The 26114-nt window shown below is 66.4% G+C and carries 22 protein-coding genes; 9 read left to right on the forward strand and 13 right to left on the reverse strand.

Annotated features, from left to right (window positions below):
* Positions 1-13: 13 nt before the first annotated feature.
* Positions 14-1978 carry an alpha/beta hydrolase family protein gene (locus tag ACW6W5_RS03845; RefSeq protein ID WP_152153654.1) on the reverse strand — a complete coding sequence of 655 codons (1965 nt, stop codon included), beginning with the start codon at positions 1976-1978 and terminating at the stop codon, positions 14-16.
* A gap of 148 nt (positions 1979-2126) precedes the next feature.
* Positions 2127-2762 (reverse strand): LysE/ArgO family amino acid transporter, encoded by a 636-nt coding sequence (locus tag ACW6W5_RS03850; RefSeq protein ID WP_121043335.1) that lies wholly within the window; start codon positions 2760-2762, stop codon positions 2127-2129.
* A gap of 134 nt (positions 2763-2896) precedes the next feature.
* Between ACW6W5_RS03850 and ACW6W5_RS03855 the strand changes: the two genes are divergently transcribed.
* From ACW6W5_RS03855 to ACW6W5_RS03870, 4 genes are all read left to right on the forward strand, one after another.
* The gene (locus ACW6W5_RS03855) at positions 2897-3802 is read left to right on the forward strand and encodes a LysR family transcriptional regulator ArgP (protein ID WP_121043332.1); all 906 of its coding nucleotides are present in this window, start codon (positions 2897-2899) and stop codon (positions 3800-3802) included.
* A gap of 82 nt (positions 3803-3884) precedes the next feature.
* Positions 3885-4469, forward strand: a complete 585-nt coding sequence (locus ACW6W5_RS03860) for a hypothetical protein (protein ID WP_152153652.1) — start codon at positions 3885-3887, stop codon at positions 4467-4469.
* A 152-nt stretch (positions 4470-4621) separates the two neighbouring features.
* Complete coding sequence (mqo, locus tag ACW6W5_RS03865) at positions 4622-6313, forward strand: malate dehydrogenase (quinone) (RefSeq protein ID WP_152153650.1); 1692 nt, start codon at positions 4622-4624, stop codon at positions 6311-6313.
* Positions 6314-6502: 189 nt separating this feature from the next.
* A complete protein-coding gene (locus tag ACW6W5_RS03870; RefSeq protein ID WP_152153648.1) occupies positions 6503-8704 on the forward strand; it encodes a TonB-dependent siderophore receptor in 2202 nt (733 codons plus the stop codon).
* A 146-nt stretch (positions 8705-8850) separates the two neighbouring features.
* Here the strand turns inward: ACW6W5_RS03870 and ACW6W5_RS03875 are convergent, their stop codons facing one another.
* The 8 genes from ACW6W5_RS03875 to ACW6W5_RS03910 all read right to left on the reverse strand — a co-directional run bounded on the left by ACW6W5_RS03875 (position 8851) and on the right by ACW6W5_RS03910 (position 15431).
* Positions 8851-10119 (reverse strand): MFS transporter, encoded by a 1269-nt coding sequence (locus ACW6W5_RS03875; protein ID WP_152153709.1) that lies wholly within the window; start codon positions 10117-10119, stop codon positions 8851-8853.
* Between the two features lie 173 nt (positions 10120-10292).
* Entirely contained in the window at positions 10293-10970 is a 678-nt protein-coding gene (locus ACW6W5_RS03880; protein WP_121043308.1) for a class I SAM-dependent methyltransferase, read from the reverse strand.
* 120 nt (positions 10971-11090) lie between these two features.
* Positions 11091-11903, reverse strand: coding sequence for a DNA-formamidopyrimidine glycosylase family protein (locus tag ACW6W5_RS03885; protein ID WP_152153646.1), 813 nt, complete (start codon positions 11901-11903; stop codon positions 11091-11093).
* Complete coding sequence (locus ACW6W5_RS03890; protein ID WP_121043302.1) at positions 11896-12651, reverse strand: DUF72 domain-containing protein; 756 nt, start codon at positions 12649-12651, stop codon at positions 11896-11898. Before ACW6W5_RS03890 ends, ACW6W5_RS03885 begins: the two co-directional genes overlap by 8 nt.
* A 3-nt stretch (positions 12652-12654) precedes the next feature.
* A complete protein-coding gene (locus ACW6W5_RS03895; protein ID WP_152153644.1) occupies positions 12655-13089 on the reverse strand; it encodes a pyridoxamine 5'-phosphate oxidase family protein in 435 nt (144 codons plus the stop codon).
* 82 nt (positions 13090-13171) lie between these two features.
* Positions 13172-14005 carry an alpha/beta hydrolase gene (locus ACW6W5_RS03900; RefSeq protein ID WP_152153642.1) on the reverse strand — a complete coding sequence of 278 codons (834 nt, stop codon included), beginning with the start codon at positions 14003-14005 and terminating at the stop codon, positions 13172-13174.
* 17 nt (positions 14006-14022) lie between these two features.
* On the reverse strand, positions 14023-15147 hold the full coding sequence (locus ACW6W5_RS03905) for a metallophosphoesterase (protein ID WP_152153640.1): 1125 nt from the start codon (positions 15145-15147) through the stop codon (positions 14023-14025).
* A gap of 113 nt (positions 15148-15260) precedes the next feature.
* Positions 15261-15431 (reverse strand): hypothetical protein, encoded by a 171-nt coding sequence (locus tag ACW6W5_RS03910; protein ID WP_193222844.1) that lies wholly within the window; start codon positions 15429-15431, stop codon positions 15261-15263.
* 109 nt (positions 15432-15540) lie between these two features.
* Between ACW6W5_RS03910 and ACW6W5_RS03915 the strand changes: the two genes are divergently transcribed.
* Positions 15541-17586: a TonB-dependent receptor gene (locus ACW6W5_RS03915; protein ID WP_152153638.1), complete on the forward strand. Its 2046-nt coding sequence runs from the start codon at positions 15541-15543 to the stop codon at positions 17584-17586.
* A 13-nt stretch (positions 17587-17599) separates the two neighbouring features.
* On the opposite strand, the gene ACW6W5_RS03920 is transcribed toward ACW6W5_RS03915, so the two are convergent.
* The gene (locus tag ACW6W5_RS03920; RefSeq protein WP_152153636.1) at positions 17600-18061 is read right to left on the reverse strand and encodes a DUF1801 domain-containing protein; all 462 of its coding nucleotides are present in this window, start codon (positions 18059-18061) and stop codon (positions 17600-17602) included.
* 83 nt (positions 18062-18144) lie between these two features.
* Complete coding sequence (locus ACW6W5_RS03925) at positions 18145-19170, reverse strand: AI-2E family transporter (RefSeq protein WP_121043289.1); 1026 nt, start codon at positions 19168-19170, stop codon at positions 18145-18147.
* A 143-nt stretch (positions 19171-19313) separates the two neighbouring features.
* Here ACW6W5_RS03925 and ACW6W5_RS03930 point away from each other — a divergent pair, with 143 nt between their 5' ends.
* Both ACW6W5_RS03930 and ACW6W5_RS03935 read left to right on the forward strand, forming a co-directional pair.
* Entirely contained in the window at positions 19314-20375 is a 1062-nt protein-coding gene (locus ACW6W5_RS03930; protein WP_193222843.1) for a LacI family DNA-binding transcriptional regulator, read from the forward strand.
* 72 nt (positions 20376-20447) lie between these two features.
* A complete protein-coding gene (locus ACW6W5_RS03935) occupies positions 20448-22610 on the forward strand; it encodes a glycoside hydrolase family 3 N-terminal domain-containing protein (RefSeq protein WP_152153632.1) in 2163 nt (720 codons plus the stop codon).
* 99 nt (positions 22611-22709) lie between these two features.
* Here the strand turns inward: ACW6W5_RS03935 and ACW6W5_RS03940 are convergent, their stop codons facing one another.
* Positions 22710-23717, reverse strand: coding sequence for a LacI family DNA-binding transcriptional regulator (locus ACW6W5_RS03940; protein WP_152153630.1), 1008 nt, complete (start codon positions 23715-23717; stop codon positions 22710-22712).
* A gap of 95 nt (positions 23718-23812) precedes the next feature.
* Between ACW6W5_RS03940 and ACW6W5_RS03945 the strand changes: the two genes are divergently transcribed.
* Positions 23813-24865 carry a sugar phosphate isomerase/epimerase family protein gene (locus tag ACW6W5_RS03945; protein WP_152153628.1) on the forward strand — a complete coding sequence of 351 codons (1053 nt, stop codon included), beginning with the start codon at positions 23813-23815 and terminating at the stop codon, positions 24863-24865.
* Between the two features lie 26 nt (positions 24866-24891).
* Positions 24892-26109, forward strand: coding sequence for a nucleoside permease (locus tag ACW6W5_RS03950; RefSeq protein WP_152153627.1), 1218 nt, complete (start codon positions 24892-24894; stop codon positions 26107-26109).
* Positions 26110-26114: the final 5 nt, after the last annotated feature.

Raw genomic sequence — 26114 nt, forward strand, 5'->3', positions numbered from 1 at the left:
CCCAACGATGCGGTCAGGGCTGCACGGCGTTGGCCGCCTGCCCTCCGATGTGGCGCGACAGGAACGCCAGCAGCTTGGTGTAGTACTCACGGCGATGCGGATCGGTGTAGAAGCCGTGGCCTTCGGTAGGGTAGTACAGCGCCTCCACCGGCACGCCGGCTTTCCTCAACGCCGCCTCCATCCGCCTGGTGTGCTGGATCGGGGCGCGTTCGTCTTCGCCACCGGCAGCGAGGAATACCGGCACCTTGATGCGGTCGGCCAGATTCACCGGCGATACGGCAGCCAGTTGCTGCCGGTCACCGATCCATTCCTTGAGATAGTTTTCACCAGAACCACGCCGCTGGATGTCGCCGGTGGTGAACATGATCGGCAGGTCATAGACACCGACATACCCGGCCGCACAACGGTACAGACCGGGCTCCTTCGCAGCGCCCATCATCGCCGCGTAGCCGCCATAACTGGCGCCATAGATGCAGATCCGCGAGGCATCGGCAATTCCCTCGCTGATGGCCCAGCGGGTTGCATCGGTGAGATCGTCCTGCATGGTGCCGCCCCACTCGCGGGCGCCAGCAGACCGATGCGCGCGCCCGTAATTGCCCGATCCACGGAAGTTGATCTGCAGCACTGCATAACCCGCGTCAGCGAGCATCTGGCTGACCGGGTCGTAGCCGCCGGTATCGAACGGACCGTAAGGCCCCCCGTGCGGGATCACCACCATCGGCTGCCTGTTGGCATTGCCTTTACCCGGCACCGTCAGGTAGCCGTGCAGGGCAAGCCCATCACGCGCCTTGAGAGCCACCGGACGCACCACGGCAGTCGCGGCCGGGTCGATCCAGCTGCTGCGGCTGATGACGTGGTCGGCCTTCTTTGCCTCATTGTCGAAGATGTAGAAGTCGCCCGGGTTGCGCCCCGACCACGCCTCGACCATCAGCTGCCTGCCATCACGGGTGCTGGAAGTGATGAACACCGCATCACCACCAAATGCGGCCTCCAGGCTGCGATACAGACGGGCATCGGGGCCCTTTTCGTCGAAGAAGCGGGTGCGCGGCGTGTCACCCAGGTACAGCGCCCCCACCGGGATGGATGTGCCCGGCCGGTAGATGTACTTGTGCACATCCACCACGGGATCGCGGAGCACGAGCTTGCGCTCGTCGGTCACCGGGTCCCAGGACACGATGGCATCGGGCCCCTGCGGCATCTCGGTATTGAAGTACGCCAGCCGACCATCTTCGGAAAAACCAATCGCCGTTTCGATACGCCCGTTCAGTGCTTCATCGTTGACGAGCTTCCAGGTCGTGCCCGACCCTTCGCGGTAATACAGCTTGTTGACGTTGTCGGCTCCCGCGCCGTGCGCGAAACGTACCTGGCCCTGGTTGTCGGTGACGAAATCGGCGCGACGCACGGGCGAGCGCGCCACGGTCTGACGGCGGCCGGTGGTGACATCGAGCCGATCGGCACGGGTGAACGGGTCATCGTTGAACGGCCAGATCGTGACCAGCACGTTGCGGTCGTCCGCAGGCAGGTCATCAGCGAGGAACGCCGCCACGGCCTCCACTTTTTTCTGCTGGATGCGGGTACCCGGGCCGTTTCCCTGCACGCGGTAGCCGACCAGCAGTTCGCCGCGCCCGCCGTTGGCGTTCATGGCATACAGCTCACCGGTCATCCGCGGCTGGTCCAGAGAACCATGCTTTTCGGCCAGGCCGATCAGCACGCGCTCTCCACTGACCCAGTCGAAATGGTTGGCGTGATTGTTCCTGGGTGGCACGAACGAGCCCACCACCTCACCCCCATTTCTGCGCAGAATCGCCAGGGCGGTGCGATCTTCCATCGGCACGGTCGCCGCGTAGTAGTCGCCGTTCGGCGAAATCTTGATATCGGTGAAGGCATCCCGGCGCAGGTAGCGCTCCAGATCCACCGCGCCGGCCTGGCCCGTGATGGCCAGCAACACCAGCAACCCCAACCCTTGAAGGTGTTTCATCCTTTCCCCTGCTGCATTGGACCTCATGTCCGGGATCGCGATTCTAGGCGGAAGCCCAACCGGTCAACCATAGGGATAATCCTGCAGGCGGCAAAAAAAATGGCACCGCGAACGGTGCCATTTCCAGGACCTGCATCGAGGAGAGAGTTCAATGCATGCCGCGGAACGCGAGGCTGAGCGCCAGGATCGACAGGATCACCGCGATGGTGCCGTCGAGGATGCGCCAGGTTTTGGGCTTGGTGAACAGCGGGGCCAGCAGGCGCGCGCCCAGGCCCTGGGCGGTCAGCCACAGGCAGCTGGCGGTGAACACGCCGGCCGCGAACGCCATGCGCGCGTTGCCGAAGTTCTCGGCGATGCCGCCGATGACCATCATGTCCAGCCAGAAATGCGGGTTGATCAGCGAGAACCCGACCGCCGAGATCAGCACCGCGCGGCGGGAGGTGCTGTCGCCGTCGTCCACGTGCATGCCACCGCCACCGGCCAGCGCGCGCCGCGCCGACTGCCAGGCGTACCAGGCCAGGAAGGCGACACCGCCCCACAGGACCACGGTGGTGAGCCACGGCAGCGCCTGGGTCAGCGTGCGCAGGCCCGCCACGCTGGCGAAGATGAAGATGCCATCGATGGCCGCGCAGGTCGCCACCACCGGAATGATGTGCTTGCGCAGGATGCCCTGGCGCAGGATGAACGCGCTCTGCGCGCCGACCACCGCGAACAGGCCGATGCCGGTTGCGGCACCACTGAGCCACGCGCTCAGCCCGGCGCCGCCGGAAAGGATGGAAAACATGGGATACCACCTGTGTCTTGCTGGGGGGCGGTGCCTCGCCAAGGCGTACAGCACCGGATGGCGCGTATTGTCGCGCCGCAACATTAAAAAGTAGAGCTAAACTTACTTAACCATCTTTAGCGGAACTTAAGATCATGCGCATCGACCATGCCCAGCTCCGCGCCCTGGCGGCGGTGATCCGCGAAGGCAGCTTCGACCGTGCCGCGCAGTCGCTCAATGTCACCGCCTCGGCAGTCTCCCAGCGGGTCAAGGCGCTGGAGGACCGCGTCGGCCGCCTGCTGGTCAAACGCTCTTCGCCGGCGGTGGCCACCACCGAAGGCCAGGTGCTGGTGCAGCTGGCCGAGCAGACCGCCCTGCTCGAGCACGATGCCCTGCACCGGATGGGCATCGCCGATGAGGACCTGCCCCACGCCAGCATTCCGGTGGCGGTCAACCACGACAGCCTGGAAACCTGGTTCCCCGAGGCCGCCCTGCAGTTCGCACGGCAGACCGGCACCACGCTGGACCTGCGCTCGGAAGACCAGGACCACACCGTGGCCCTGCTCCGGCAAGGGGCCGTGCTGGGCGCGGTGACCACGCTGGATGAGCCCGTGCAGGGTTGCCAGATCCATGCGCTGGGCAGCATCCGCTACGCCGCCACCTGCACCCCGGCCTTCCATGAGCAGCACTTCGCCAAGGGCGTCAACGCGCAGTCGCTGGCCCAGGCCCCGGTGCTGGTGTTCAACCGCAAGGACGACATGCAGGCCCGGTTCGCCCGCCGCCTGGCCGGCAACGACCTGCCGCTGACCGCGCCGACCTGGTGGATCCCCTCCACCCGCGCATTCGTCCAGGCCAACCTCGGTGGGCTGGGCTGGACCATGAACCCGCTGCCGCTGGTCAAACGCCACCTGGAGGCTGGCCGGCTGGTGCACATGAAACAGCGCGCCTGGGAAGACGTGCCGCTGTACTGGCAGCACTGGAAGGGCGATGTGCAGACGATGGCGCTGCTGACCCGGGCGGTGCTGGCGGCCTCGGCGACGCTGGTGCGCAAGAAGCGGTAAGCCCCGACCGGTAGAGCCGCCCTACACGACCTGACGACCCGCCCCGTTGCAGCATCGGCGCATTCCAGCCGCGGGCACGTCGATGGACACCGATCCGGTCTACCTGCACATCCGCGTGGTGCTCAGCATCATCCTCGGCCTGAGCATCACCACCTTGCTGCGCGGGCTGGCGGGGATCATCGAGCACCCCCAGCGCCGCGGCTGGTCGTGGATCCACCTGTGCTGGGTGGTCTGGGCGCTGATCTCGGTGGTGACCTTCTGGTGGTGGGAGTTCCGGCTGGGCGAGGTCCGGCAGTGGACCTTCGAGCTGTATCTGTTCGTGATCGCCTACTGCGCCGCGTGGTACCTGCTCTGCGTCCTGCTGTTTCCGGACGATGTGCGCGAGTTCGGCAGCTATGAGAACTATCTGCTTCAGCGGCGCGGTGGCTTCTTCGGAATGCTGGCGCTGGTCACGCTGCTGGATCTGGTCGATACCGCCATCAAGGGACACAGCCGCTGGCAGATGCTCGGCGACGCCTACTGGGTCCACACGGTGGTGATGCTGGTCATTGCCGGGCTGGGCATGGCCCTGCGCCAGCGCCGCGCCCATCTGGCTCTGGCCGTGCTGGCACTGGTCTATCAAGCCGGCTATTTCCTCCTCGAATACTTCACTTTGGCCAGCGACTGACCCGGCCCGGCACACCCACCGGATGCTGCGTTGCACCAAATCCGTACCGGAAAGGGCTAAAATCGCTCCCAAGGTACCGCTGTGACGCCCGTCTTCACGGGCGTTCCCGGCAGCGGCGGCATCCTTCCCATGTCTCCCTACCTGAGATCCCCATGAAAAAACTAGCGAAGGTCGTCCTCGGCCTGCTCGTGGTGTTGCTGTTGGCAGCGGCACTGTTCCTGTACTGGCCGCTGCATCAGCGTTCGGTCCCGGCTGCCGGCAACGACAAGCCGGTCGACGTCGTCCTGGTCGGCGGCGGCATCATGAGCATCACGCTCGCCACCTTCCTGCAGGAGCTGCAGCCAGACTGGAACATCCAGGTCTATGAGCGCCTGGACGGGGTTGCGCTGGAAAGCTCGGACGGTTGGAACAACGCCGGCACCGGTCATTCCGCGTTCGCCGAGCTGAACTACACCCCGGAACTGCCCGACGGCAGCATCGAGACCAAGCGTGCGGTCGGCATCGCCGAGCAGTTCGAGATCTCGCGCCAGTTCTGGTCGCACCAGATCCGCGAAGGCCGCCTGAGCCAGCCCAGCGATTTCATCAACCCGACCCCGCACATGAGCTTCGTCTGGGGTGATGAGAACATCGCCTACCTGCACAAGCGTCAGCAGGCGCTGGTCAAGAACCCGCTGTTCTACGGCATGCAGTACTCCGAGGATCCCGCGCAGATCACGCAGTGGGCGCCGCTGTTGATGGAAGGCCGCGACCCGAAGCAGAAGGTCGCCGCCACCTGGATGCCGCTGGGCACCGACGTGAACTTCGGCGTGATCACCCGCCAGCTGACCGCGGGCCTGGAACGCAGCCCGAACTTCAAACTGCACCTCAACCATGAAGTGCGCGCGCTGCGCCAGAACGATGACAAGAGCTGGAACGTGACCGTCAAGGACCTGAAGTCCGACAACGAGACCACGGTCAAGTCGCGTTTCGTGTTCATCGGTGCCGGTGGCGCCGCGCTCAAGCTGCTGCAGCTGTCGGGCATTCCGGAATCGAAGAACTACGCCGGCTTCCCGGTCGGTGGCCAGTTCCTGGCCTTCCAGGACCCGGCGATCGCCAACCGGCATTCGGTCAAAGCCTACGGCATGGCTGAAACCGGCTCGCCGCCGATGTCGGTGCCGCATCTGGATGCGCGCAAGCTGGATGGCAAGCCGGTGGTGCTGTTCGGGCCGTTCGCGCTGTACAGCACCAAGTTCCTCAAGCACGGCTCGTGGTTCGACCTGTATTCCTCGGTCAACCACAACAACGTAGCCGGCATGATGGACGTGGGCCTGGAGAATCTGGACCTGGTGAAGTACCTGATGGGCCAGGCACGTCTGAACGATGACGACCGCCAGGCCGAACTGGTCAAGTACTTCCCCCACGCCAAGCGCGAGGACTGGAAGCTGGTCACCGCCGGCCAGCGCGTGCAGATCATCAAGAAGGACCCGGAAAAGGGCGCGATCCTGCAGTTCGGTACCGAGATCGTGACCGACCAGGACCACACCCTGGCCGCCCTGCTCGGCGCCTCGCCGGGTGCCTCGACCTCGCCGCCGATCATGCTGGACCTGCTCAAGAAAGCCTTCCCCGAGCAGATGGCGGCGGGCTGGGAAGCGCGCCTGAAGCAGATCGTCCCGTCGTATGGCCGCAAGCTCAACGACAGCCCGGCGCTGACCAATGAGATCCGCCGCCTGACCAGCGAGACCCTGAAGCTGCCGTACCTGGAGGTGCCGGTCGAGACCAGCCCGGCGGTGATGCTGACCCCGCCGCCGGCCGCCAAGCCGGCCGAGGCCAAGCGCAACGCCAACGAAGAACTGCAGGCGCTGTAAGCCTGCACCGGCGGGGCCTTCGCGCCTCCGCCACGGTTTCCCTCCGGCCACCCTTGCGGTGGCCGGTTGCGTTCTGGGGGCCTGGACAATCTGAATGTTCAGTATTTGTAAAGCGAATGAGAACGCTTTACATTTGCACCCCGCCGGGCTTGGGGCCCGGCCACGCCCCCAGATCATCACGAGACCCGCATGTACGCCTGCGCTGCTTCGCTTCGCCTTCCCCGCCGTGCCCCGCTGGGCCTGGCCCTGCTTTCCGTGCTGGTGCTGACCGCCCCGCAGGCCTTCGCCGATGCGCCGGCAGACGCCAGCAGCAATGCCGATGCCAAGACGCTGGACAAGGTCAGTGTGGTGGGTGCGCGCGCGATGCCCTCGAGCACCACGCGGCTACCGATCAGCCTGCAGGAAACCCCACAGTCGGCGACCTCGATCGGCCTTCAGCGCCTGCAGGACGAATCGCTGTTCAGCATCAACGACGTCATGCGCAACGTCACCGGCGTGAGCGTCTCCTTCTACGACACCCAGCGCCCGCTGTATTACGCGCGCGGTTTTCCCATCACCGATTTCCAGGTCGATGGCATCCCCACCTACAGTGGCTCGACCAACCAGGAATATGACACCGCGTTCTACGATCGGGTCGAAGTGATCCGCGGCGCCAACGGCCTGCTCAGCGGCGCCGGTGTGCCATCGGCCACGGTCAACCTGCTGCGCAAGCGCCCGGGCAAGGAATTCGATGCCTCCTTCGCGGTGAGCGCCGGCAGCTGGGACTACCAGCGCATGGAAGCCGACGTGACCGCGCCGTTGACCGCTGACGGCCGTTTCCGCAGCCGCGTGGTTGCCGCCTACACCGACCGCGATCTGTATTACGACCGCTACCACGAGAACAAGATGGCCGGCATGGCCGTGCTGGAAGGTGACCTGACCGACAGCACCACGCTGACCGTGGGATACCAGACCCAGGACAACAATCCGGTCGGCTCGACCTGGGGCACCGTGCCGTTCTTCAACAGCCAGGGCGACTTCGCCCATCTGCCGCGCTCGACCAACGTCGCGCCGAAGTGGAGCTACTGGCAGCGCGAGACCAGCACCGCCTTCGCCAACCTGGAGCAGCGCTTCGGTGAGAACTGGCTGCTGAAGATCAACACCGCCTACACCCAGGGTAACGTGCAGAACGTGCGCGTGTACGGCAGTGGCTACCCGGATCCGGCCACCGGTGCGGGCATCTTCCTGCGCACCGCCGCCGGCGATTCCGAAGACACCCGCCGCAACGTGGATGCCTACCTGAGCGGCACGTTCTCCCTGTTCGGCCGCGAGCACGACCTGACCGTGGGGGGGCAGTGGGCGGATCTGGAAGGCACCACCAACACCATCGCGCTGCGCTATCCCACCGACTGGGCACGTTGCGGGACCGAGCGCTGCTACTACATCCCGGATATCCGCGCCTGGGATGGCGACATCTCCGAAGTGACCTACGCACGTACCGGCGCACGCCGCGTCGCCAAGACCACGCAGAGCGGCGTCTACGTCGCTACCCGCCTGCGCCTGGCCGATCCACTGGCGCTGATCGCCGGTGCGCGCCTGAGCCGCTGGGAAACGCTGTCCCGCTCCTACAACGCGGCCGGTGCGTATACCGGTACGAGCGGCGCGTACAAAGTGACCGATGAAGTCACGCCCTATGTAGGCCTGGTATACGACATTACTCCGCAGGTGGCGGCGTACGCGAGCTACACCGAAATCTTCAACCCGCAGAACTTCAAGGACCGCAACGAAAACCTGCTGGCGCCGGTGGAAGGTTCGAATCTGGAAGCGGGCATCAAGTCGCAGTGGTTCGACGGCCGCCTGACCGCCAATGCCGCGGTGTTCGAGGCCAAGCAGGACAACTACGCGGTGCTCGACACGAGCGTGCCGGAGCGCTCGCTCAGCGATGGCAGCTCGGCCTACATCGGCATCAATGGCACCAAGGCACGCGGCTGGGAAGTGGACGTCAACGGCGAGATCCTGCCGGGCTGGACCGTCAATGCCGGCTTCACCCACGTCAAGGTGACCCGCGCGGCTACCGATCTGCTGTATGCCAACCCGGCCGAAGATCTGCTGCAGCTCAACACCCAGGTGCGGCTGCGCGGCGCGCTGGAGCGCCTGAGCGTGGGTGCGGGCGTGCAGTGGCAGAGCAAGGTGCAGGGCTACAACATCCCCTATCCGCTCGGCGGCACGGTGACGGTGAACCAGCCGGCGTATGCGCTGGTGCAGTTCAACGCCAACTACCGCATCAGCGACAGCTGGACGGCGACCTTGAGCGTGCGCAACGCGCTGGACAAGACCTACTGGGCCAACCTGGACTACAACAACTACGGCGAGCCGCGCTTTGTTGCGGTGAGCCTGCGCTGGAAGTACTGAGGCCCGACGACATCGCTGTGTTGAACGAACGGGTCGCCTTCGGGCGGCCTGTTCTGTTTTGTGCAACCCACCGTATACCGGTAGTGCCGGCCGCTGGCCGGCTCCTCGAAGACCCGGCATTGCGTGGAGCCGGCCAGCGGCCGGCACTACCTGGGTCGCGTCTCGCGCAGCGTCCACATCACCGGCAGCACCAGTACTGCCACCACGGCGATCATCGCCCCGGGGGCCGACGACCAGCCGGTATGCCGCACCAGCAGTTCGGCCAGCAACGGCGTCGCGCCACCGAAGAACGCCGTGGCCATGGTGACGCCCAGTGCCAGCCCGCTGAGGCGCCCTTCGCCGGGGAACTGCTCGGCCGTGGCAGGGGCCGCCACCGCACTCACCCCACCGGCCAGACACGCCAGCACCACCGCCGCCAGCCCGATCGCCACGGTGCTGCCCCCGGCCATCACCGAGAACATGGTCAACGGCAGCAGCGCCGACAGCCCGGCCAACGCGATCAACACCGGGCGACGCCCGATCCGGTCGGACAGCGCACCGGCCAGTGGTGTCACCACGATCACTGCCACCGCCGCGACCGTGGACAGCCACAACGCCTCCGACTCACTCACCTGCCCCACCGAACCGAGGAACGCGGGCACATAGGTAATGCCGACGTAATAAGTGATCGAGCCCAGTGCGGAGATCGCAAACGTGCGCGCAATCGCGGGCTTGTGGTGCCGCCAGGTATCGCGGATCGGCGACGTCGGCACGGTACCCTCGGCTTGCTGCCGCTCGAACTCGGGCGACTCGTGCATGGTCGAGCGCGCCAGCAGGATCGCACCGGCCAGCGCCGCCCCGACGAAAAACGGAATCCGCCAGCCCCAGCCATCCAGCTGCGCCGTGCTCAGCAGCGCGACGGTCAGCGCTGACAACGCCACCGCCAGCAGGGCCCCCACTTCGCTCGCGGCCGACGCCAATGAGGTCACCAGCCCGCGCCTGCGCACGGGTGCGGTTTCCAGCAGATAGGCGACCACGCCCGTGTACTCGCCGCCCACCGAGAACGCCATCAGGCAGCGCAGCAGCAACAGCAGCACACCGGCAGCGGCGCCGATGCTCTCGAAGGTGGGCAGCAGCGCGGTGGCGAGCATCGCCACGGTCATCAGCAACATCGAGGCCAGCAGCATGTAGCGCCGCCCGAAACGGTCGCCGAGATGGCCGAAGACCAGTGCACCCAGGGGCCGCATCAGATACGACACCGCAAACCCGGCCAGGGTAGCCAGCAGCGCGTTCTCGCCGCCGCCGAAGAACACGCGCGACAGCACCGTGGCCAGATACAGGTAAAGGGTGAAGTCGTACCACTCCACCACCGTGGAGAGACCGGCGATGATCATCGAGCGCGTCTGCGGGCGCGCAGTGGGCGCGGTGGCGGCCATGCTCAAGCCTGCATCCTGAAAACACGCAGGCCTTCGCGGCGCGGCAGTGGACGAGATCGCATCGAGGGACTCCCGGCCGCCTGGGCCGCATCTGGACGGCGACAGCCTACGCCAGTCGATCTGCACGCCGCGTCACAGCAGAGCGGTCGTGTCGAAACACGCCCTGCCTGCGCTCAGGCCACGGCCGCCGGCCGCACCGCACCCCGCCGATAGCTCAGCAGGCGGCCGTTGCCCGGCGCATTGCCTTCATCCTCGAACAGCCCCAGTTCCTCGGTCACATCGAAGCCCTGCAGGGCCATGCCACGCGAGAACGACCCCACGTTGCCGCGGCCGGGATCGGTGATCAGCAGCTCGGCATCGGGCTTGGCGTGCCGCAGCATCATCGCCGCGATCTGATGGGCATGCCCCCGTTCGTAGAGGATGTCGCTGCCGATGATCAGATCGAAGCGCCCCAGCGAACCGTCAGGGACCTCCCAGGGCAGGTCACGGTAGGTCACCGCGGGCAGGTCGTTGAGGCCGGCGTTGTAGGCCAGGAAGGATTCGGCCAGTGGATGGTGGTCGGTCGCCACGACATCCGCGCCGCGATGGGCCAGCACCAGGCTGGACAGGCCCAGCCCGCAGCCCAGCTCCAGGATCCGCTTACCGGTCACATCGAAGTGGCTCATGGTATCGGCCAGCGCGCGGCCGGCCGGCCAGATCTGACCGAACAGGCTCCACAGCGAGGAGTGGATGCCGGCCCGCTGGGCGCGTCCGGTGGGATCGGAAAACTGCTGCAGATCGCTGAGCGCGCGGATACGGAAGTCGTGACCGCCGACCGGGATGGTGAGAATGCGGGTGGTATAGCCCGGCATGAGCGCTCCGTGGGACACGGGAGCCTTCATTCCGCTGGCGGCATGAAGGACTCTGAGAAAGGAGCGAAGGCGATCAGGTGTCGATCGCGCAGGACGCGCGTACGTGCGTGTGGACCCATCCTACGCCATGGGCGAGGACCTGGCTGAACGCCTCGGGGACGCCTTGCGTGCGTTCGGCGCGGCCTTGCACCCGGCAGGCGCGGCGCCATGGCGCACCTGGCACACCGGGCAGAAAAACGTCCGCCGCCGGGTCGTGCCCGGGTAGGTCTTGCTGAGGGGGCCGCCGCAGTGGGGGCAGGTCCGTTTGGTGTGGACCAGCCAGTGCTGGCGCAGCACGAACTGCTGCTTCCAGTCCAGGAAATCGAAGCTGTACTGTCGCGCCTGTTTGATGATCTCGCCCAGCTTGCGCGGTGGCAGCGCGCCGACCGTGGATTCGGGATGCACACGCGTGCGGAACAGCACCTCGTTCTTGATGATGTTGCCCACGCCGGCAAAGATATCCTGGTCCAGCAGCGCGTCGCAGATCAACGTTTCCGGCTGCTGCTTGAGCTTCCTGCGCGCCAGCCCGGGATCCCAGGCCGGGTTCATCACATCCCCGCGCCAGTCGTAGGTGTCCTCCAGCGCGCCTTCGATGTACTTCACCGACGAGGCATAGATGTTGAGCTCGCCGTTGTCGAACTGCAGCGACACCCGCGGTGGCGACGGCTTGCGCTCATCGATGCGGTAGCTGCCGAACATCAGCATGTGCACGCGCAGGCTGAAGCCGCGGAACTCGATCAGGAAGTGCTTGCCCCAGCTGCGCAGCGCCACCACCCGCCGCCCTTCCATGCGGGTCAGGTCCAACGAACTGTTGCCGGTGGCCAGGCGCACGGTCTTGCCGCGGAACTTGGCGGCGGCCTCACGCAGGATGACGATGGAGGGACCTTCAGGCATGTCCGGGCTCCTGGAGGGTAGCGCCGCTCAGGATGTCCTGCAGCCGGGACGCATTGGCGATGGCGAACCCATGGGCGGTGTTGTCGAAGATCACCCAGCGCGCACCTGCTGTCCGCGCAGCAACCGTCCTGGCCAACTCCCGCAGTGCTGCGTCGTCATAGTCGCTGTAGTACATGCGTGGCGCGCCATGCCATCGCCAGTAGCGCCATCCGGCGTCACCGCCCGGCTGGGCGGCCTCGGGAACTCGCGCAGGGTCCGCGCCGACACGCCCGATCGCATGCCGCTGCAGCATCGCGTCGGCCTGCGGTGTGAACCAGGTGGTGTGGCGTGGCTCGCAGACCACGCGCACATCGGTGCGACGCCGCAGCATGCCGAAGAAGCCGGCCGCCACCCGCGCATCGAAGGCATGGCTCGGCGGCAGCTGCAGCAGCAGCCCACCCAGCGTGCGGCCCAGGCCGGCCGTCTCCTCAAGGAAGCGCTCCAGCGCCGGACCGCAACCGCGCAGCGCTGCCTCATGCGAGATGGCCTTGGGCAGCTTCACCGAGAACCGGAACGTGGCCGGCACGCTCGCCGCCCAGCGTTCATACGTGCGCTGCTGGTGCGGCCGATAGAAAGAGGAGTTGATCTCAACCACCGGGAACCGCGTTGCGTAGCGCGCGAGCATGCTCTCGCCCGCGCCGGTCAATGCGGCGTAACGGCTGGGAATCGACCAGCCTGCGCATCCGATCTTGATCGACGAGGCAGGCATCGTTTACAGGCGGATCTCGCCGTCGTCCTCGCCCGACCAGTAGTGGATGCGGGTCGCCTTGACCTGGATCAGCACGATGCCGGGCGTATCCACGCCCTGCTTGAACCAGCGTTCCAGATCCGGGACCCAATGCGCCTGCAGGGTCGCGCGGTCGCGGCTGAGCGTGGCATGGCCTTCCACGGCCACGAACAACGGCGGCTTGCCCAGCAGCGATTTGCTGCCGGTGAAGGACAGCGCCACTTTCGGGTCGCGTTCGATCTCGGCCACGATGTCAGCATTGTCGAAGGCGAAGAAATAACTGTCGCCGTCGTAGTCCACGTCACCGTTGTTGCTCATCGGCCGGCCGGCGATCTCGCCGCTGGCGGTGTGGGTCTGCAGCATCGCGAAATCGATGCCGGCCATCTTCTTGGCCAGTTCGGGCAGGGTCAGAGTGGTCATGGAATCTCCGCAGGTCAGGGCTCGTGCGCCCAGCCTCCGCGCTGCCCGGTGACCGAGGCGTGCACAGCCACTGGCGGAAATTTCACACGGTCCGGAACGTGCTCCCAGTGGGGAACAGCGCCAACAGCGCACGGGTGAGCATCGCCGGGTAAACGGTGAGGTGATCCTCATCCGGCACCACGCGTGTTTCCAGCTGCAGGCCGGGATACCCGCGCCCGCGCAGGCGGTCGGCAAAGGACCGGGTATGCGCGACCATATCGTTGCGGGCGGCGAAGGGCGCAGCGGACGCCGGGGTTTCGTGTGCGCCGATCGACAGCAGCACGCGGGCGTCGAGATCCGCATGCGCACTGGCATAGTCCGCCTCGATCCGCTCGATCACATGCTGATCAAACCATAGCGAAGGACTGGACAGGATGTAGCGCTGGAACATCGCCGGGCGCGTCAGCAACACGAAGGCGCCGAACAGACCGCCGTAGGAATGGCCGGCGAACGCACGCTGCGCTGGATCGGTCCGGTAGCGCGCCTGGACCTGTGGCAGCACACGCTGCGCCAGGAAATCCCGGTAGTGCGCAGCGCCGCCGTAGGTGATGCCATCGGTGTAGTCGTCCCCGGGGCTGCGGGTGGGCTGGGTCGGGGTGTAATCACGCGAGCGGCTCTGCTGCGAGCTCAGCCCCTGCTGCGGAGGCAGCCCGACCAGGATGAAGGGCGCCAGGTGCGCACCGCCCTGCCCCACCATGTTGCGCACGCTGCGCGCGAGTGGAAAGCTGTACAGCGCATCGGTGACATACAGCACCGGGTAGCGCAGGTGTGTATCCCGCTCGTAGCCGGCCGGCAGCGACACCCAGATCGGATAATCGCGGCCCACCGGATCGCGCACCGTCCAGGCCTCGGTGTCCGGCAGCACCACCCCGGGCATACCGTATCCACACACCATCAGCGCGGTCGCAGCGTGATCAGGGTGATCTCGGACGGCACGCCGATACGCGCCGCGAAGCCCGGCCACAACCCGGCACCGTTGCTGACATACAAGGTCATGCCATTCACCTCATAGCGCCCGGAGACAAAGCCGCCGTTGGCGCGCTTGACCAGCTGGTCCATGCCGAGGATGTGGCCGCCGTGGGTGTGGCCGGAGAGCTGCAGCGCGACGCCCTTCGCGGCATTCGCGCGTGCCTCCACCGGACGATGGTCGAGCAGGATCACCGGCGCCTGCGGGTCCGCGCCGGCCAGTGCGGCGGTCAGGTCCGGCATGGGCAGGCCGTAGCGCGCGGCCACCGGATCGGTGACACCGGCGATGGTCAGCGTCGCACCGTCACGCTGGACCTGCGTGTGGGTGTTCTCCAGCACCTGCATGCCCTGCCCGCGAAAGGCCTGCATCCACTCGGCGTACTGCGCGTAGTACTCATGATTGCCGGTGATCGCGATGACGCCATCGGGCGCGTGCAGACTGGCCAGAGGCGCGAAATCGTTGGCGCGGGCGCTGACAGTGCCGTCGATCAGATCCCCGGTGATCACCACCAGATCCGGATGCAGGGCATTGCTCTGGGTGACCACTTTCTCCACCCAGGCACCGGTGAGCAGGCGGCTGGCGTGGATGTCGGTGAGCTGCAGCACGCGGTAGCCGTCGAACGCGGCCGGCAGCCTGTCGATGGCGACCTCGATCTGCCGCGGCTTGGGGACCGCCATGCCCTGCCAGATGCCGTAGGCGGACAGCAGCAGCGCCAACGTGCCCGCAGCAGGGCGCAGCCACGCCGCGCGCAGCATCGGCAGCACGCGCTGCGCCCGGCCCAGACGCGCGATGAGCAGCAGCGCATCCAGCACCAGCACGAACACCGCACTGATCAGCAGCGTGGTGAACCCGGTCGCAAGCACCGCGATCATCGCCGTGGGAATCTCGGGCGAGGCCATGGTCCCGGCGAACTGGGCCACGATCCGGTGGTGCAGCGCCAGTGCGACCACGAGCAGGCCCAGTACGATCCGCACCGGACGCGACAGCCGCAGCGGCCAGATCACGCGCCACACCAGATACAACGCAAGCAAACAGCCGATCACACTCAGCACAGGCACATCCTGGAAACGTGGGGGAATGGGCCGGCCGCATCGCTGCCGCCTCGCCCAGCCCTTTATCGTTGCCGAATCGCGCGGCGTGTACCAGTACAGGAGGTCGTGATGATTCAGGCAGAGCGCTGGCTTGCCTTCGCACGCGCTGCAGCGGCAAGGGGCTTCGCTGCCCGGTTGCGCGCGATCGCGGCGCGGATCAATGCCTCGAATGCGGTCGCGTGGATCGTTTCGCCCTCGCGCAGATCGATGGCGCGACGGGTGCAGAACTCAGGGGAAGCGAACATCAATGCAATGTTATATTATTGCTTTTTCTAGCACCCTCGTCCCCTCAGCGAGCGACTTCTGTCGGCTTGCGCTACCCCTGTCCTCACGGCTACTGAAAGGCACAAAGAGATGAGAACCAAGGCAATGGTGTCCGCCGTGCTGGCGACCCTGTGCGCCGGTGAAGCGCGCGCGCAGTCCAGCGATGCGGCAATCACGCTGGGCAGCGTGCACGTGCGGGAAGGCTCCCGCCGTCCCCTCGTCGCGAACCGCGTGCTGACCTCGGTGGATGTGCTCGGCGGCGACCAGGTGCATGAGAAGAACGTCTCCAACAGCTGGGAACTGCTTGGCCAGATGCCGGGCATGCAGCTGACCGAAACCCGCCAGGGCGCGGAATCCGGCAAGGCCACCTTCCGCGCGTTCAATGGCGAGGGCTACCTCAACGGCATCAAGATCCTGATCGACGGCATCCCCAGCAACGTCAACAGCGGCAACCAGCGCTTCATCGACATGGTGTTCCCGCTGGACATCGACTACATCGAAGTCGTGCGCGGCACCAACGACCCGCGCTACGGCCTGCACAACATCGGCGGCAACATCAACCTCGGCACCCGCCAGGGCGGCAACTACACCGATGCGCGACTCACCTACGGCAGCTACAACACCCGCGAAGCGCAGGTCGCGATCGGTCGCGAAGCGGACGGTGTCGCCCAGAACTACTTCCTGGCCTCACAGGCCTCCGATGGCTACCGCGACCATGACCGCTCGAAGAAGTACTCGCTCGGCGGCAAGTGGTTCTACAGCGGCGGCGAGGACCTGTTCACCATCGGCCTGATCGCACGGGTGTACCACCACGAGGCGGACGAGCCCGGCTTCATGACGGCTGAAGAGTTGGCCACTGACCGCCGCGGATCCGCGCTCAAGAATGCCAACGATCTCGACGACCGCCACATGCGCCATCTCAGCACCCATCTGGACCTGCAGCTGAGTGACACCGTGCATGTCAGCAACAAGCTGTACTACAACCGCTACGAGGACGATCGGCAGGTGACCTTCACCGGCTACGTGCCCGGCAACGCGCCGCGCCAGCGCCGCCAGTGGGACGAGAAACAGACCGGCCTGCTCAGCACGCTGACCTGGGCGGCCACGCCTGCGCTCACCGTCGAGGCCGGTCTCAACGCCGAGCATCAGGACAACACCTATCGCCGCCTGCGCTACAACCACGCCGTCCCGACCGACTTCTCGACCCCGGCGCGGATCCAGAACGATGACCGCTATTCCCTGGACAACCTCGGTGCTTACGTGCAGGCCGTGTATCAGCCCACCCCTGCCCTGAAGATCGTGCCGGCCTACCGCGTCGACCGCTTCTCCGGCAGCACCCGCCTGCCCGGTGGCATCACCGCCCCGCTGCAGCACTACGGCACGATCGAGCAGCCCAAGCTGAGCGTGGTCTATGCGATCACCCCGGCCCTGAACGTCTATGCCAACTGGGGCAGGACGTTCCAGGTACTGACCGGCTCCACCGCACCGGCCTACCTCACCGCCGGCCAGGCGACCTTCCGGCCCTCGATCAATACCGGCAAGGAGGTAGGCATCAAGTTCACCCCCGCTGTCGGCACCGAGGCGCGCATCGCGGTGTGGCGCCAGGATGCCACCGACGAGGTCGCCAACATGCCCGCCACCGGCACCTCGGTCGGCCTGGGCCAGACCCGTCGCGAAGGCGTCGACCTGCAGGTCACCACGCGCCTGGGCGAGCATTGGACGCTGTGGGGCTCGCACGCCATCCAGCAGGCCAAGGTGGTCAGCGCCTTCACCACCGACGGTACCGCTCTGGCCGGCAACGAAGTCATCGCCACGCCGCGCTACATCAGCAACATCGGCGTGGACTACCGCGCCAACGATCGTTGGACCTTCGGCCTGCAGGGCCGGATGCAGGGTGACTATTACATTGAAGAGCGCAACACGCAGGGCACGTTCGGCGCCTTCGCGGTGCTCGATGCCAGCGCGTCGTATCAGCTGTCCGAGCGGCTGAGCGTGGATGTGCAGGTGAAGAACCTGACCGGCCGCGAGTACGCGTATGCGTGGTACGACAACTTCTTCTGGGGCGGCGATGACCAGCCGATGTTCTCACCCGCACCGGGGCGCGCGGCCTACGTGTCGTTGAACCTGAAGCTGTAGGGCGGCCTGCCCCTTACATCCGCTCGCCGGGCAGGCGGCTGGCCTGCTCCACCCACGCACGGAACTGGGCTTCGTCCAGCGGCACGCCTTCCCCGATATGCAGGTAGCGCGTGTCCTGGCTTTTCGAGGCGACCGGCGGGATCGGCTGCAACGCCCGCCCGCGGAAGAAGGCCACTTTGATGTAGCGGGTGAAGCAATGCAGGCTCAGGAACCAGCCGTCGCCTTCGATCCCGTATAGCGGTGAGTTCCATTTGACCGCTTTGTTCACGCCCGGAACGGTCGCCACGATCAGCGCATCCAGGCGTTCGCCCACCGCACGCTTCCAGCCCGGCATCGCGGCGATGTAGGCCTGTACCCGGCCATCGCCGTCACCTTTGGGAATCTGCGGATTGCCGCCGGACAGCAACCGCGGTTCGCTGCCAGGGAGCGGGCGCGCGCCCTTGCTGCCTGACGCTCGTGGACCATTCGTCGCCATGGTGCCGTTTCCGTGGAAGACCCACCCGCGTTATAGACCGCGGCGGGGCTGTGAGCAACGGAGCGCGTGCCGCGGCCGGTGGTTCAGATCCAGCGCTGATCCAGCAGTTCGCGCTTGATGTAGGCATAGAACACCGGCGCCGCGACCAACCCTGGCAGCCCGAACGCGGCTTCCATCACCAGCATCGCCAGCAGCAGCTCCCAGGCGCGCGCCTGGATCTCGCCCCCGACGATGCGCGCGTTGAGGAAGTACTCCAGCTTGTGGATCACCACCAGGTAAAGCAGCGCGACCACGGCCACGTAGAACGACACCGACAGCGCGACGATGGTGATGACCGTGTTGGAGATGATGTTGCCCACCACCGGCAGCAGGCCGGCGAGGAAGGTGATCAGCACCAGCGTCTTGGACAGCGGCAGATGCACACCGAACAGCGGCAGCACCCCGAGCAGGAAGATGGCGGTGAACAGCGTATTGAGCAGGGAGATCTTCACCTGGGCAAACACCACCTGCCGGAACGCGGTGGCCATGCGGCTGGTGCGGCCGATCAGCTCCTGCGCCAATGGCCCCATCTTCGGCAGCGGCAGCTCGTCGTAGAGCGCGATCATCGCACCCAGCACCATGCCGATCAGGATCCGCACGCTGATCTGCACGGCCGACGTGCCGGCGATACCGAGCTGCTGGCGGTGGGTCGCCGCCCAGTCGTTCATCGCCGTGCGCAGCGCCTGCAGGTCTTCCGGGATATAGGGCTGCAGCAGGTCCGGCACCTGGTGGCGGGAGGTGTTGAGGATGTCCATCAGACGCATCAACAGCGCATCCGGCCCACCGGTCTCGTTGCGGAAGAACGAGGCGATGCCGATCGCCGCCAGGGTCAGCGCGCCGATGATCAACGCTGACAGCACGATCACCGAATAGGCCCGTGCGCGCCCGGGCGGCAACTTGCCCTCGACGGTGGAGGCCAGCAGATGGGTCAGGTGGAACACCAGCAGGCCCGACAGCAGGGTGACCACGAGCCCGAGTTTCAAGGTCAGCCACATGCCCAGCAGCATCAGCAACCAGGCCGCGATGCGGGCGGTGGGCGGCTTGGGCAACGCGGGGATCACTATGGACATGCGGGCGCATCCTGACGGGTGGCCCATGGTAGTGGATCACACCAACGGGAATGGGGTCCGGGTCCCGGGATGATTCATCCGGCTCAGCGGGGTTTAACGTTAAACCGGTTCCAATACGCGCTGTTTCCCCCGCAGACGTTTCGATGGCCAATCGCCCAGCCCCAGGCCAACCTCCGCATCGCCCCGCAACACTGAAGACCGTTGCCGATCGAACCGGTGTGTCGTCCATGACGGTATCCAATGTGATCAATGGCACCGGCAAGGTGGGCGCGGAAACCCGTGCGCGGGTGAAGGAGGCCATCCGTGCGACCGGCTATGTGCCCAACCTTCAGGCGCGGCGCTTGGCCGGTGCAGCGGGAACACGTATCGCCCTGATCCATTCCGGCGACCGCTCGCCTTTCCTGACCGACAGCCTGCTCGCCGTGCTGGCCAGCACCCACATGGCGGGCGCCCAACTGATCGTCTGCGAAGGCACCTCAGCGACGCTCGAGGACGCCGAACAGTTGGTGATGGATGCGATCAAGGCCGGTGCCGAGGGGCTGATCCTCATCCCGCCCTACGCCGAACGGTTATCGAACTCTGACACCTTCATGCGGCTGCGTATGCCCGCCATTGCCTTGGCCGGCGCGCAGGCGCTGCCCGGCATGCAGACCGTCCGCATCGACAACCGGTTGGCGGCCGATCAGCTGGCTTCGCACCTGATCGACAGCGGCCACCAGCGGATCGCATTCCTGGCCGGTCCCATGGAACATGGCGACAGCCGGGAGCGGCTTGCCGGTTTCGAAGATGCGATGGCGCGAGCCGGACTGCCGATCGCCCCCGAGCTCGTCCGCTACGGCCGCTTTTCGTTCCAGTCGGGCTGCGACATCGGCGAAGACCTGCTTGGTGCCTCCTCAGCGCCGAGCGCCGTGCTGGCCAGCAATGACGACATGGCACTGGGTGTGCTCTGGGTGGCCCATCGAGCAGGCCTGCGGATTCCGCAGGACCTCTCACTGGCGGCGTTCGATGACACCGCCGCTGCCCGTCGAGCCTGGCCGCCGCTGACCGTGGCCAACCAACCGATGGCGGCGATGGCTGCAACGGCCACGCAGGCACTACTCGACTGCCTGACCGGCGATGCCGGCCTGCCACAGGGCGAACAGGTGCTTCCCCACCATGTGATCATCCGCAGGTCCTCCGAATCGGTGACGGCACCCTGCAACTGATCGCCGTTCCGCTGGCGGTTTACCGGTCAACCCCGTTTCATGGCCCCATGTAATCGATTTCATGAGGCTCCAATGACATCCCGTATCGACGCGCTGATGGCGCAGATGACCATCGAAGAAAAAGTTGGCCAGCTCAACGTCACGGCCGACATGGTTCGCCCGTTCGTTCCGGATATCAATCCGGTCGCCAATGCACAGAACGCCGAGCAGGTGCTCGAGCTCATCCGCCAAGGCGGGGTCGGCGCCCTGTTCAACGGCAAGGGGCGCAACGGCGCGGTGGCGCTGCAGCGGGTGGCGGTGGAAGAGAGCCGCTTGGGCATCCCTCTGATCCTTGCCGCCGACGTGATCCATGGCATGGGCACGGTGTTTCCGATCCCGCTGGGCGAGACCGCGACCTTCGAACCGGACCTGGCGCGCCGGACCGCGCGCGCCACCGCCGTGGAAGCGACCGCCGCGGCGATCCACTGGACCTTCGCACCGGCCATCGACGTGACCCGCGACCAGCGCTGGAGCCGCGGCGCCGAAGGCACCGGCGAGGACACGCTGCTTGCGTGCCGCTTCGGCGCCGCGCGCGTACAGGGTTTCCAGGGCGAGGACCTGCGCGGCGAGGATGCGCTGGTCGCCACGGCCAAGCACTACGTTGCCTACGGCGCCTGCCTGGCGGGGCTGGACTACAACACCGTCGATATCGCCCCGCAGACGCTTCGGGATGTGCACTTGCCCCCGTTCAAAGCCGCCGTCGATGCCGGCGTCGGCGGGGTCATGACCGCGTTCAACGATATCAACGGCGTTCCGGTCAGTGCCAACAAACCGTTGCTGACGGACGTGCTGCGCGGCGAGTGGCGTTTCGACGGTGTCACCATTTCCGATTACACCTCGGAGATGGAACTGGTGGCGCATGGTTACGCCGAAGACATGCGCGACGCGGTACTGAAAGCCTTCATGGCCGGCCTCGACCTGAGCCTGCAGAGCGGTCTGTATCTGCAGCATCTCCCGCCGCTGGTCCGCGATGGCAGCGTGCCGATGTGGCGCTTGGACCAGGCCGTCCGGCGCATGCTGGAACTCAAGGAGCGCATCGGGCTGCTGGACAATCCGTATCGCTCGCTGGCGATGGACGATGTCTCCGACGCATGCCTCGCGCGGCATGAGGACCTGGCGCGCGAGTCGGCCCGGCGGTCGATCGTGATGCTCAAGAATGCTGGCGACGTGCTGCCGCTGGCCAGGACCGGGCAGCGCATCGCGCTGATCGGACCGTTCGCCCGCGACCGCGACAACATCGAAGGCTGCTGGACGCTGTTCGGCGACGCCGATCGCTACGTGTCTCTTGAAGACGGCCTGCGTGCCGCACTCGGCGAGGCCACGCAGCTGGAGATTGTCGACGGCTGCGGCATGGAAGACGCGATTGACGGCGGTCTGGCACTGGCCGTACAGGCCGCGCAGCGAGCGGATGTGGTGATCCTGGCTGTGGGCGAGCCGCAGCGCTACTCCGGCGAGGCGCAATCGCGCATCGAGATCGTGTTGCCTGCCGTCCAGCAACAGCTGGCCGATGCGGTCGCGGCCGCTGGCACACCCGTGGTGGCCTTGGTCCGCAATGGTCGCGCGCTCGCGCTGCACGGGGGTGTGCGCGACGCCGATGCTGTCCTGATCACCTGGTTCCTGGGTTCACAGACCGGGCATGCCATCGCCGACGTGCTCTTCGGTGATTACAGCCCGTCGGGGCGCCTCCCGGTGTCATTCCCGATCGCGTCGGGGCAGCAACCTTACTATTACAACCATCCACGCACCGGCCGTCCTGAACTTCCGGAGATGAAGGAGTTCAAGACGCGCTGGCGGGAGATTCCGCATGAAGCGCTGTATCCGTTCGGGCATGGCCTGACCTATGGCAAGGTCGAGTACGGTCCCACCCAGGTCGACGCGGCGGTGCTTCGGCGGGGTGAGTCGATCCGCGTCAGCGCGCGCGTGCGCAATCTCGGCGAGCGGACCGTCGAAGAGGTCGTGCAACTCTACATCCACGACCGGGTCGCGAGCCGAGTGCGGCCAGTCCGGGAGCTCAAAGGCTTCGACAAGATCACCCTCGCCGGTGGGAAGTCGCTGGACGTCGCCTTTCTCTTGAACGAATCGATGCTCGAGTTCACCGGCGTGGATGGCATCCGCCGCGCTGAAGCGGGTGCGTTCGATGTGTGGATCGCGCCGTCCTGCACGACTGGCGAGGCGGCGGAGGTCACCCTGGGCTGAGGCGAATCCATCCGCGCGCATCGCTGCCCCTCTCTCCCATCCACACGCGCGTGACACAACTGGCGCCACCGTGTCGCAGCAGCCATATGTCACCCTGCCTCACCTCCGCCCGGGCGAGGCAGTCGAGCCCCGCAGCATCAAACTAAAATCCAGCGTCTGCTGAAGCGGCACATCGACACGTTCGATGATGGCGAGCAGCAGGTTGACCGCGCGGGCACCGATCTCCCGCATCGGTTGCCTGATGGTCGTCAGCGGAGGCGTGAGGTAACGCGACGATGCCAGGTCGTCGAAGCCGACGACGGACAGATCACCCGGCACCCGGATGCCCAGATCCCGGCAGGCCGCCAGGACGCCCAGTGCCATCTGGTCGCTGAAACAGAACACCGCCGTCGGCACGGGCGCGCGCGTCAACAGCGACATCCCGGCCGCGTGCCCGGATTCGATGGTGAAGTCGCCCGGCACGACGCTCAACTGGCGCAGGCGGCCACGCGCCTTGGCAGCGGTCCGGACGCCTTCCAGTCGTTGCTGGTGCAGAGGATTGTCGCGCGGCCCACCGACCACGGCGATCCGCTCGTGCCCCAGCCCGTACAGGTGTTCCATCACGGCGCGCGCGGCGGCCGCGTTGTCGATGTGGACGCTGGGGATGCCCAGCGCGGGATCGAATTCGCATCCGTTGACCACCGGCGCGGCGGCGCCGCGCTGCTGGACGATCTCGCGCGCCGTCGGCGGCAGGCGGTGCCCCAGCACGATCAGGCCATCGGCCTCGTTGCGCCGGAGCATCTGTGCGTAGCGCTCCTCGCGCTCGGGCCGGTTCTGGGTATCGCCGAGCAGGACAGCGTAGCCAACGGCCTGCGCCGCGTCCTCCGCGCCCTGCAGGATCTGAGCGAAGAACGGATTGGCGATGTCCGGCACGGTGACCAGGATCTTGCCGCTGCGCTGGGTCTTGAGTGTCCGGGCAACCGTGTTGGGGACATAGCCCAGCGCCGACGCCGCCTGTTCGATGCGCGCGCGCGTGGCCGGCAGGACTTTCTCCGGCCGGGACAGCGCCCGCGACACCGTGCCGGCGGAAACACCGACGTGCTTTGCGATGTCGTAGATGGTGGCCATGGCGTTACCTCTTCCTTCCGCTGTGCAGTGCACAACAGCTCTTTCGAATGCCCCTGCTAGGATAATGCAATCGATTGCATCGAGGGCGAATCCGCTTGAAAACGCTCAAGGGTCCAGCACTGTTCCTGGCGCAGTTCATTGGCGACACACCTCCGTTCGATCGGCTGGACACGCTGGCCGGATGGGCCGCGGGGCTGGGCTATTCTGGCGTACAAGTGCCTACCAGCGCTCCGGCGCTGTTCGATCTGGCCGAAGCTGCGCGCAGCCAGACGTATTGCGACGATGTGACCGGCATGCTGGGCGCACACGGCCTGCAGATCACCGAGCTGTCCACCCACCTGCAGGGGCAGCTGGTTGCCGTCCATCCGGCCTATGACAGCCTGTTCGACGGATTCGCACCACCGGACAAACGCGGTGATCCCGCAGCCCGCCAGGCCTGGGCGGTGGAGCAGCTGCTGCTGGCCGCCAAGGCCAGCCAGCGCCTCGGGCTGACCGCGCACGCCACGTTCTCCGGCGCGCTGGCCTGGCCCTACTTCTATCCCTGGCCGCAACGACCGCCGGGGTTGGTGGACGAAGCCTTCGCCGAACTCGGCCGCCGCTGGCGTCCGATCCTGGATGCGTTCGACACCTGCGGCGTGGATCTGTGTTTCGAGATCCACCCGGGCGAGGACCTGCATGACGGCGCAACGTTCGAGCGCTTTCTCAAGGTGGTGGACCACCATCCCCGCGCGAAGATCCTGTACGACCCCAGTCACCTGCTGCTGCAGCAGATGGACTACCTGGGTTTCATCGACCGCTACCACGATCGCATCGGCATCTTCCACGTCAAGGACGCGGAGTATCACGCCAGCGCGCGCAGTGGCGTGTATGGCGGTTACCAGGACTGGATCGATCGTCCTGGGCGGTTCCGCTCGCTCGGGGACGGCCAGATCGACTTCAAGGCGATCTTCTCGAAATTCGCGCAGTACGACTTTCCCGGCTGGGCTGTGCTGGAGTGGGAGTGCTGCCTGAAGCACCCGGAAGACGGCGCGCGCGAAGGGGCCGCCTTCATCCGCGACCACATCATCCGCGTGACCGGGCGCGCCTTCGACGACTTTGCCGACAGCGGCACCGATCCTGGATCACTGCGCCGCATGCTGGGGATCTGAGCCATCACTGCCTGGGAGGGCAAGCCATGACGCACACCATGTCGCGCTTGGGCGCGATGATGTTTCTGCAGTTCTTCATCTGGGGGGCATGGTTCGTCACCCTGGGGACCTACCTGGTGCAGGGGCCGTTGCAGGCCAGCGCGAGCCAGGTCGCGACGGCGTTCCTCAGCCAATCGATCGGCGCCATCGTCGCGCCCTTCCTGGTCGGCCTGATCGCGGATCGGTACTTCGCGGCGCAGCGCATCCTCGCGGTACTCCACCTCGCTGGCGCGGCGCTGATGTGGCTGGCGTCCACGGCGACGGACTTCAGCACCTTCTCCTTCTATGTCATGGGGTACATGCTGCTGTTCATGCCAACGCTGGCGCTGGCCAACAGTGTGGCGATGCGGCACATGCAGTCGCCGGAAAAGCAGTTTCCGCTCGTGCGGGTGGCCGGCAGCGTCGGCTGGATCGTGGCGGGCGTGCTGATCGGCTGGCTGGGCTGGGAACAGGCGCATCGGCTCGAGCTGACGTTCCGGATGGCGGCGATGGCGTCGCTGGCGCTGGGCCTGTATGCGTTCACGCTGCCGCACACGCCGCCGCTGGCGCAACAGCGCGACGCCGGGCTGGGACAGATCCTGGGGCTGGATTCGCTGCGGCTTCTGAAGTCGCGCTCCTACCTGGTGTTCTTCCTGGCCTCCATCGCCATCTGCATCCCGCTGGCGTTCTACTACAACTTCACCAACCCGTACCTCAACGATCTGGGCGTGCGCGGCGCGGCCGGCCTGCAATCGCTGGGCCAGGTCTCCGAAGTGCTGCTGATGCTGGCCATGCCGTTCCTGTTCGTGCGGCTGGGAGTGAAGACGATGCTGGCGGTGGGCATGGCGGCGTGGGTAGTGCGCTATGCGATGTTCGCCTTCGGCGATGCAGGCAGCGGCTTCTCCCTGCTGGTGATCGGCATCGTGCTGCACGGCATCTGCTACGACTTCTTCTTCGTCACCGGCCAGATCTACACCGATGCGCATGCCGGCCCCGCCGCGCGCAGCAGCGCGCAGGGGTTCATCACCCTGGCCACGTACGGCGTGGGCATGTTGATCGGCACGTTCCTGTCCGGCGCGGTGGTGGAGCACTACACCACGGCAGCTGGCCCGGACTGGCAGCAGATCTGGCTGTTCCCGGCGGGCGTCGCGCTGGTCGTGCTGATCGCCTTCCTGCTGCTGTTCCGCGACCGGCCGGCGGTCGCGGCCGCCCCTTCCACACCCTGAGGACC

The organism is Stenotrophomonas sp. IS26 (assembly GCF_054188265.1).

Bases quoted from the DNA above. Each gene is read 5' to 3' on its own strand.
- ACW6W5_RS03845 (WP_152153654.1), bottom strand. From the start codon at position 1,978: ATGAAACACCTTCAAGGGTTGGGGTTGCTGGTGTTGCTGGCCATCACG.
- ACW6W5_RS03850 (WP_121043335.1), bottom strand. From the start codon at position 2,762: ATGTTTTCCATCCTTTCCGGCGGCGCCGGGCTGAGCGCGTGGCTCAGT.
- ACW6W5_RS03855 (WP_121043332.1), top strand. From the start codon at position 2,897: ATGCGCATCGACCATGCCCAGCTCCGCGCCCTGGCGGCGGTGATCCGC.
- ACW6W5_RS03860 (WP_152153652.1), top strand. From the start codon at position 3,885: ATGGACACCGATCCGGTCTACCTGCACATCCGCGTGGTGCTCAGCATC.
- mqo (WP_152153650.1), top strand. From the start codon at position 4,622: ATGAAAAAACTAGCGAAGGTCGTCCTCGGCCTGCTCGTGGTGTTGCTG.
- ACW6W5_RS03870 (WP_152153648.1), top strand. From the start codon at position 6,503: ATGTACGCCTGCGCTGCTTCGCTTCGCCTTCCCCGCCGTGCCCCGCTG.
- ACW6W5_RS03875 (WP_152153709.1), bottom strand. From the start codon at position 10,119: ATGGCCGCCACCGCGCCCACTGCGCGCCCGCAGACGCGCTCGATGATC.
- ACW6W5_RS03880 (WP_121043308.1), bottom strand. From the start codon at position 10,970: ATGCCGGGCTATACCACCCGCATTCTCACCATCCCGGTCGGCGGTCAC.
- ACW6W5_RS03885 (WP_152153646.1), bottom strand. From the start codon at position 11,903: ATGCCTGAAGGTCCCTCCATCGTCATCCTGCGTGAGGCCGCCGCCAAG.
- ACW6W5_RS03890 (WP_121043302.1), bottom strand. From the start codon at position 12,651: ATGCCTGCCTCGTCGATCAAGATCGGATGCGCAGGCTGGTCGATTCCC.
- ACW6W5_RS03895 (WP_152153644.1), bottom strand. From the start codon at position 13,089: ATGACCACTCTGACCCTGCCCGAACTGGCCAAGAAGATGGCCGGCATC.
- ACW6W5_RS03900 (WP_152153642.1), bottom strand. From the start codon at position 14,005: ATGCCCGGGGTGGTGCTGCCGGACACCGAGGCCTGGACGGTGCGCGAT.
- ACW6W5_RS03910 (WP_193222844.1), bottom strand. From the start codon at position 15,431: ATGTTCGCTTCCCCTGAGTTCTGCACCCGTCGCGCCATCGATCTGCGC.
- ACW6W5_RS03915 (WP_152153638.1), top strand. From the start codon at position 15,541: ATGAGAACCAAGGCAATGGTGTCCGCCGTGCTGGCGACCCTGTGCGCC.
- ACW6W5_RS03920 (WP_152153636.1), bottom strand. From the start codon at position 18,061: ATGGCGACGAATGGTCCACGAGCGTCAGGCAGCAAGGGCGCGCGCCCG.
- ACW6W5_RS03925 (WP_121043289.1), bottom strand. From the start codon at position 19,170: ATGTCCATAGTGATCCCCGCGTTGCCCAAGCCGCCCACCGCCCGCATC.
- ACW6W5_RS03930 (WP_193222843.1), top strand. From the start codon at position 19,314: ATGGCCAATCGCCCAGCCCCAGGCCAACCTCCGCATCGCCCCGCAACA.
- ACW6W5_RS03935 (WP_152153632.1), top strand. From the start codon at position 20,448: ATGACATCCCGTATCGACGCGCTGATGGCGCAGATGACCATCGAAGAA.
- ACW6W5_RS03940 (WP_152153630.1), bottom strand. From the start codon at position 23,717: ATGGCCACCATCTACGACATCGCAAAGCACGTCGGTGTTTCCGCCGGC.
- ACW6W5_RS03950 (WP_152153627.1), top strand. From the start codon at position 24,892: ATGACGCACACCATGTCGCGCTTGGGCGCGATGATGTTTCTGCAGTTC.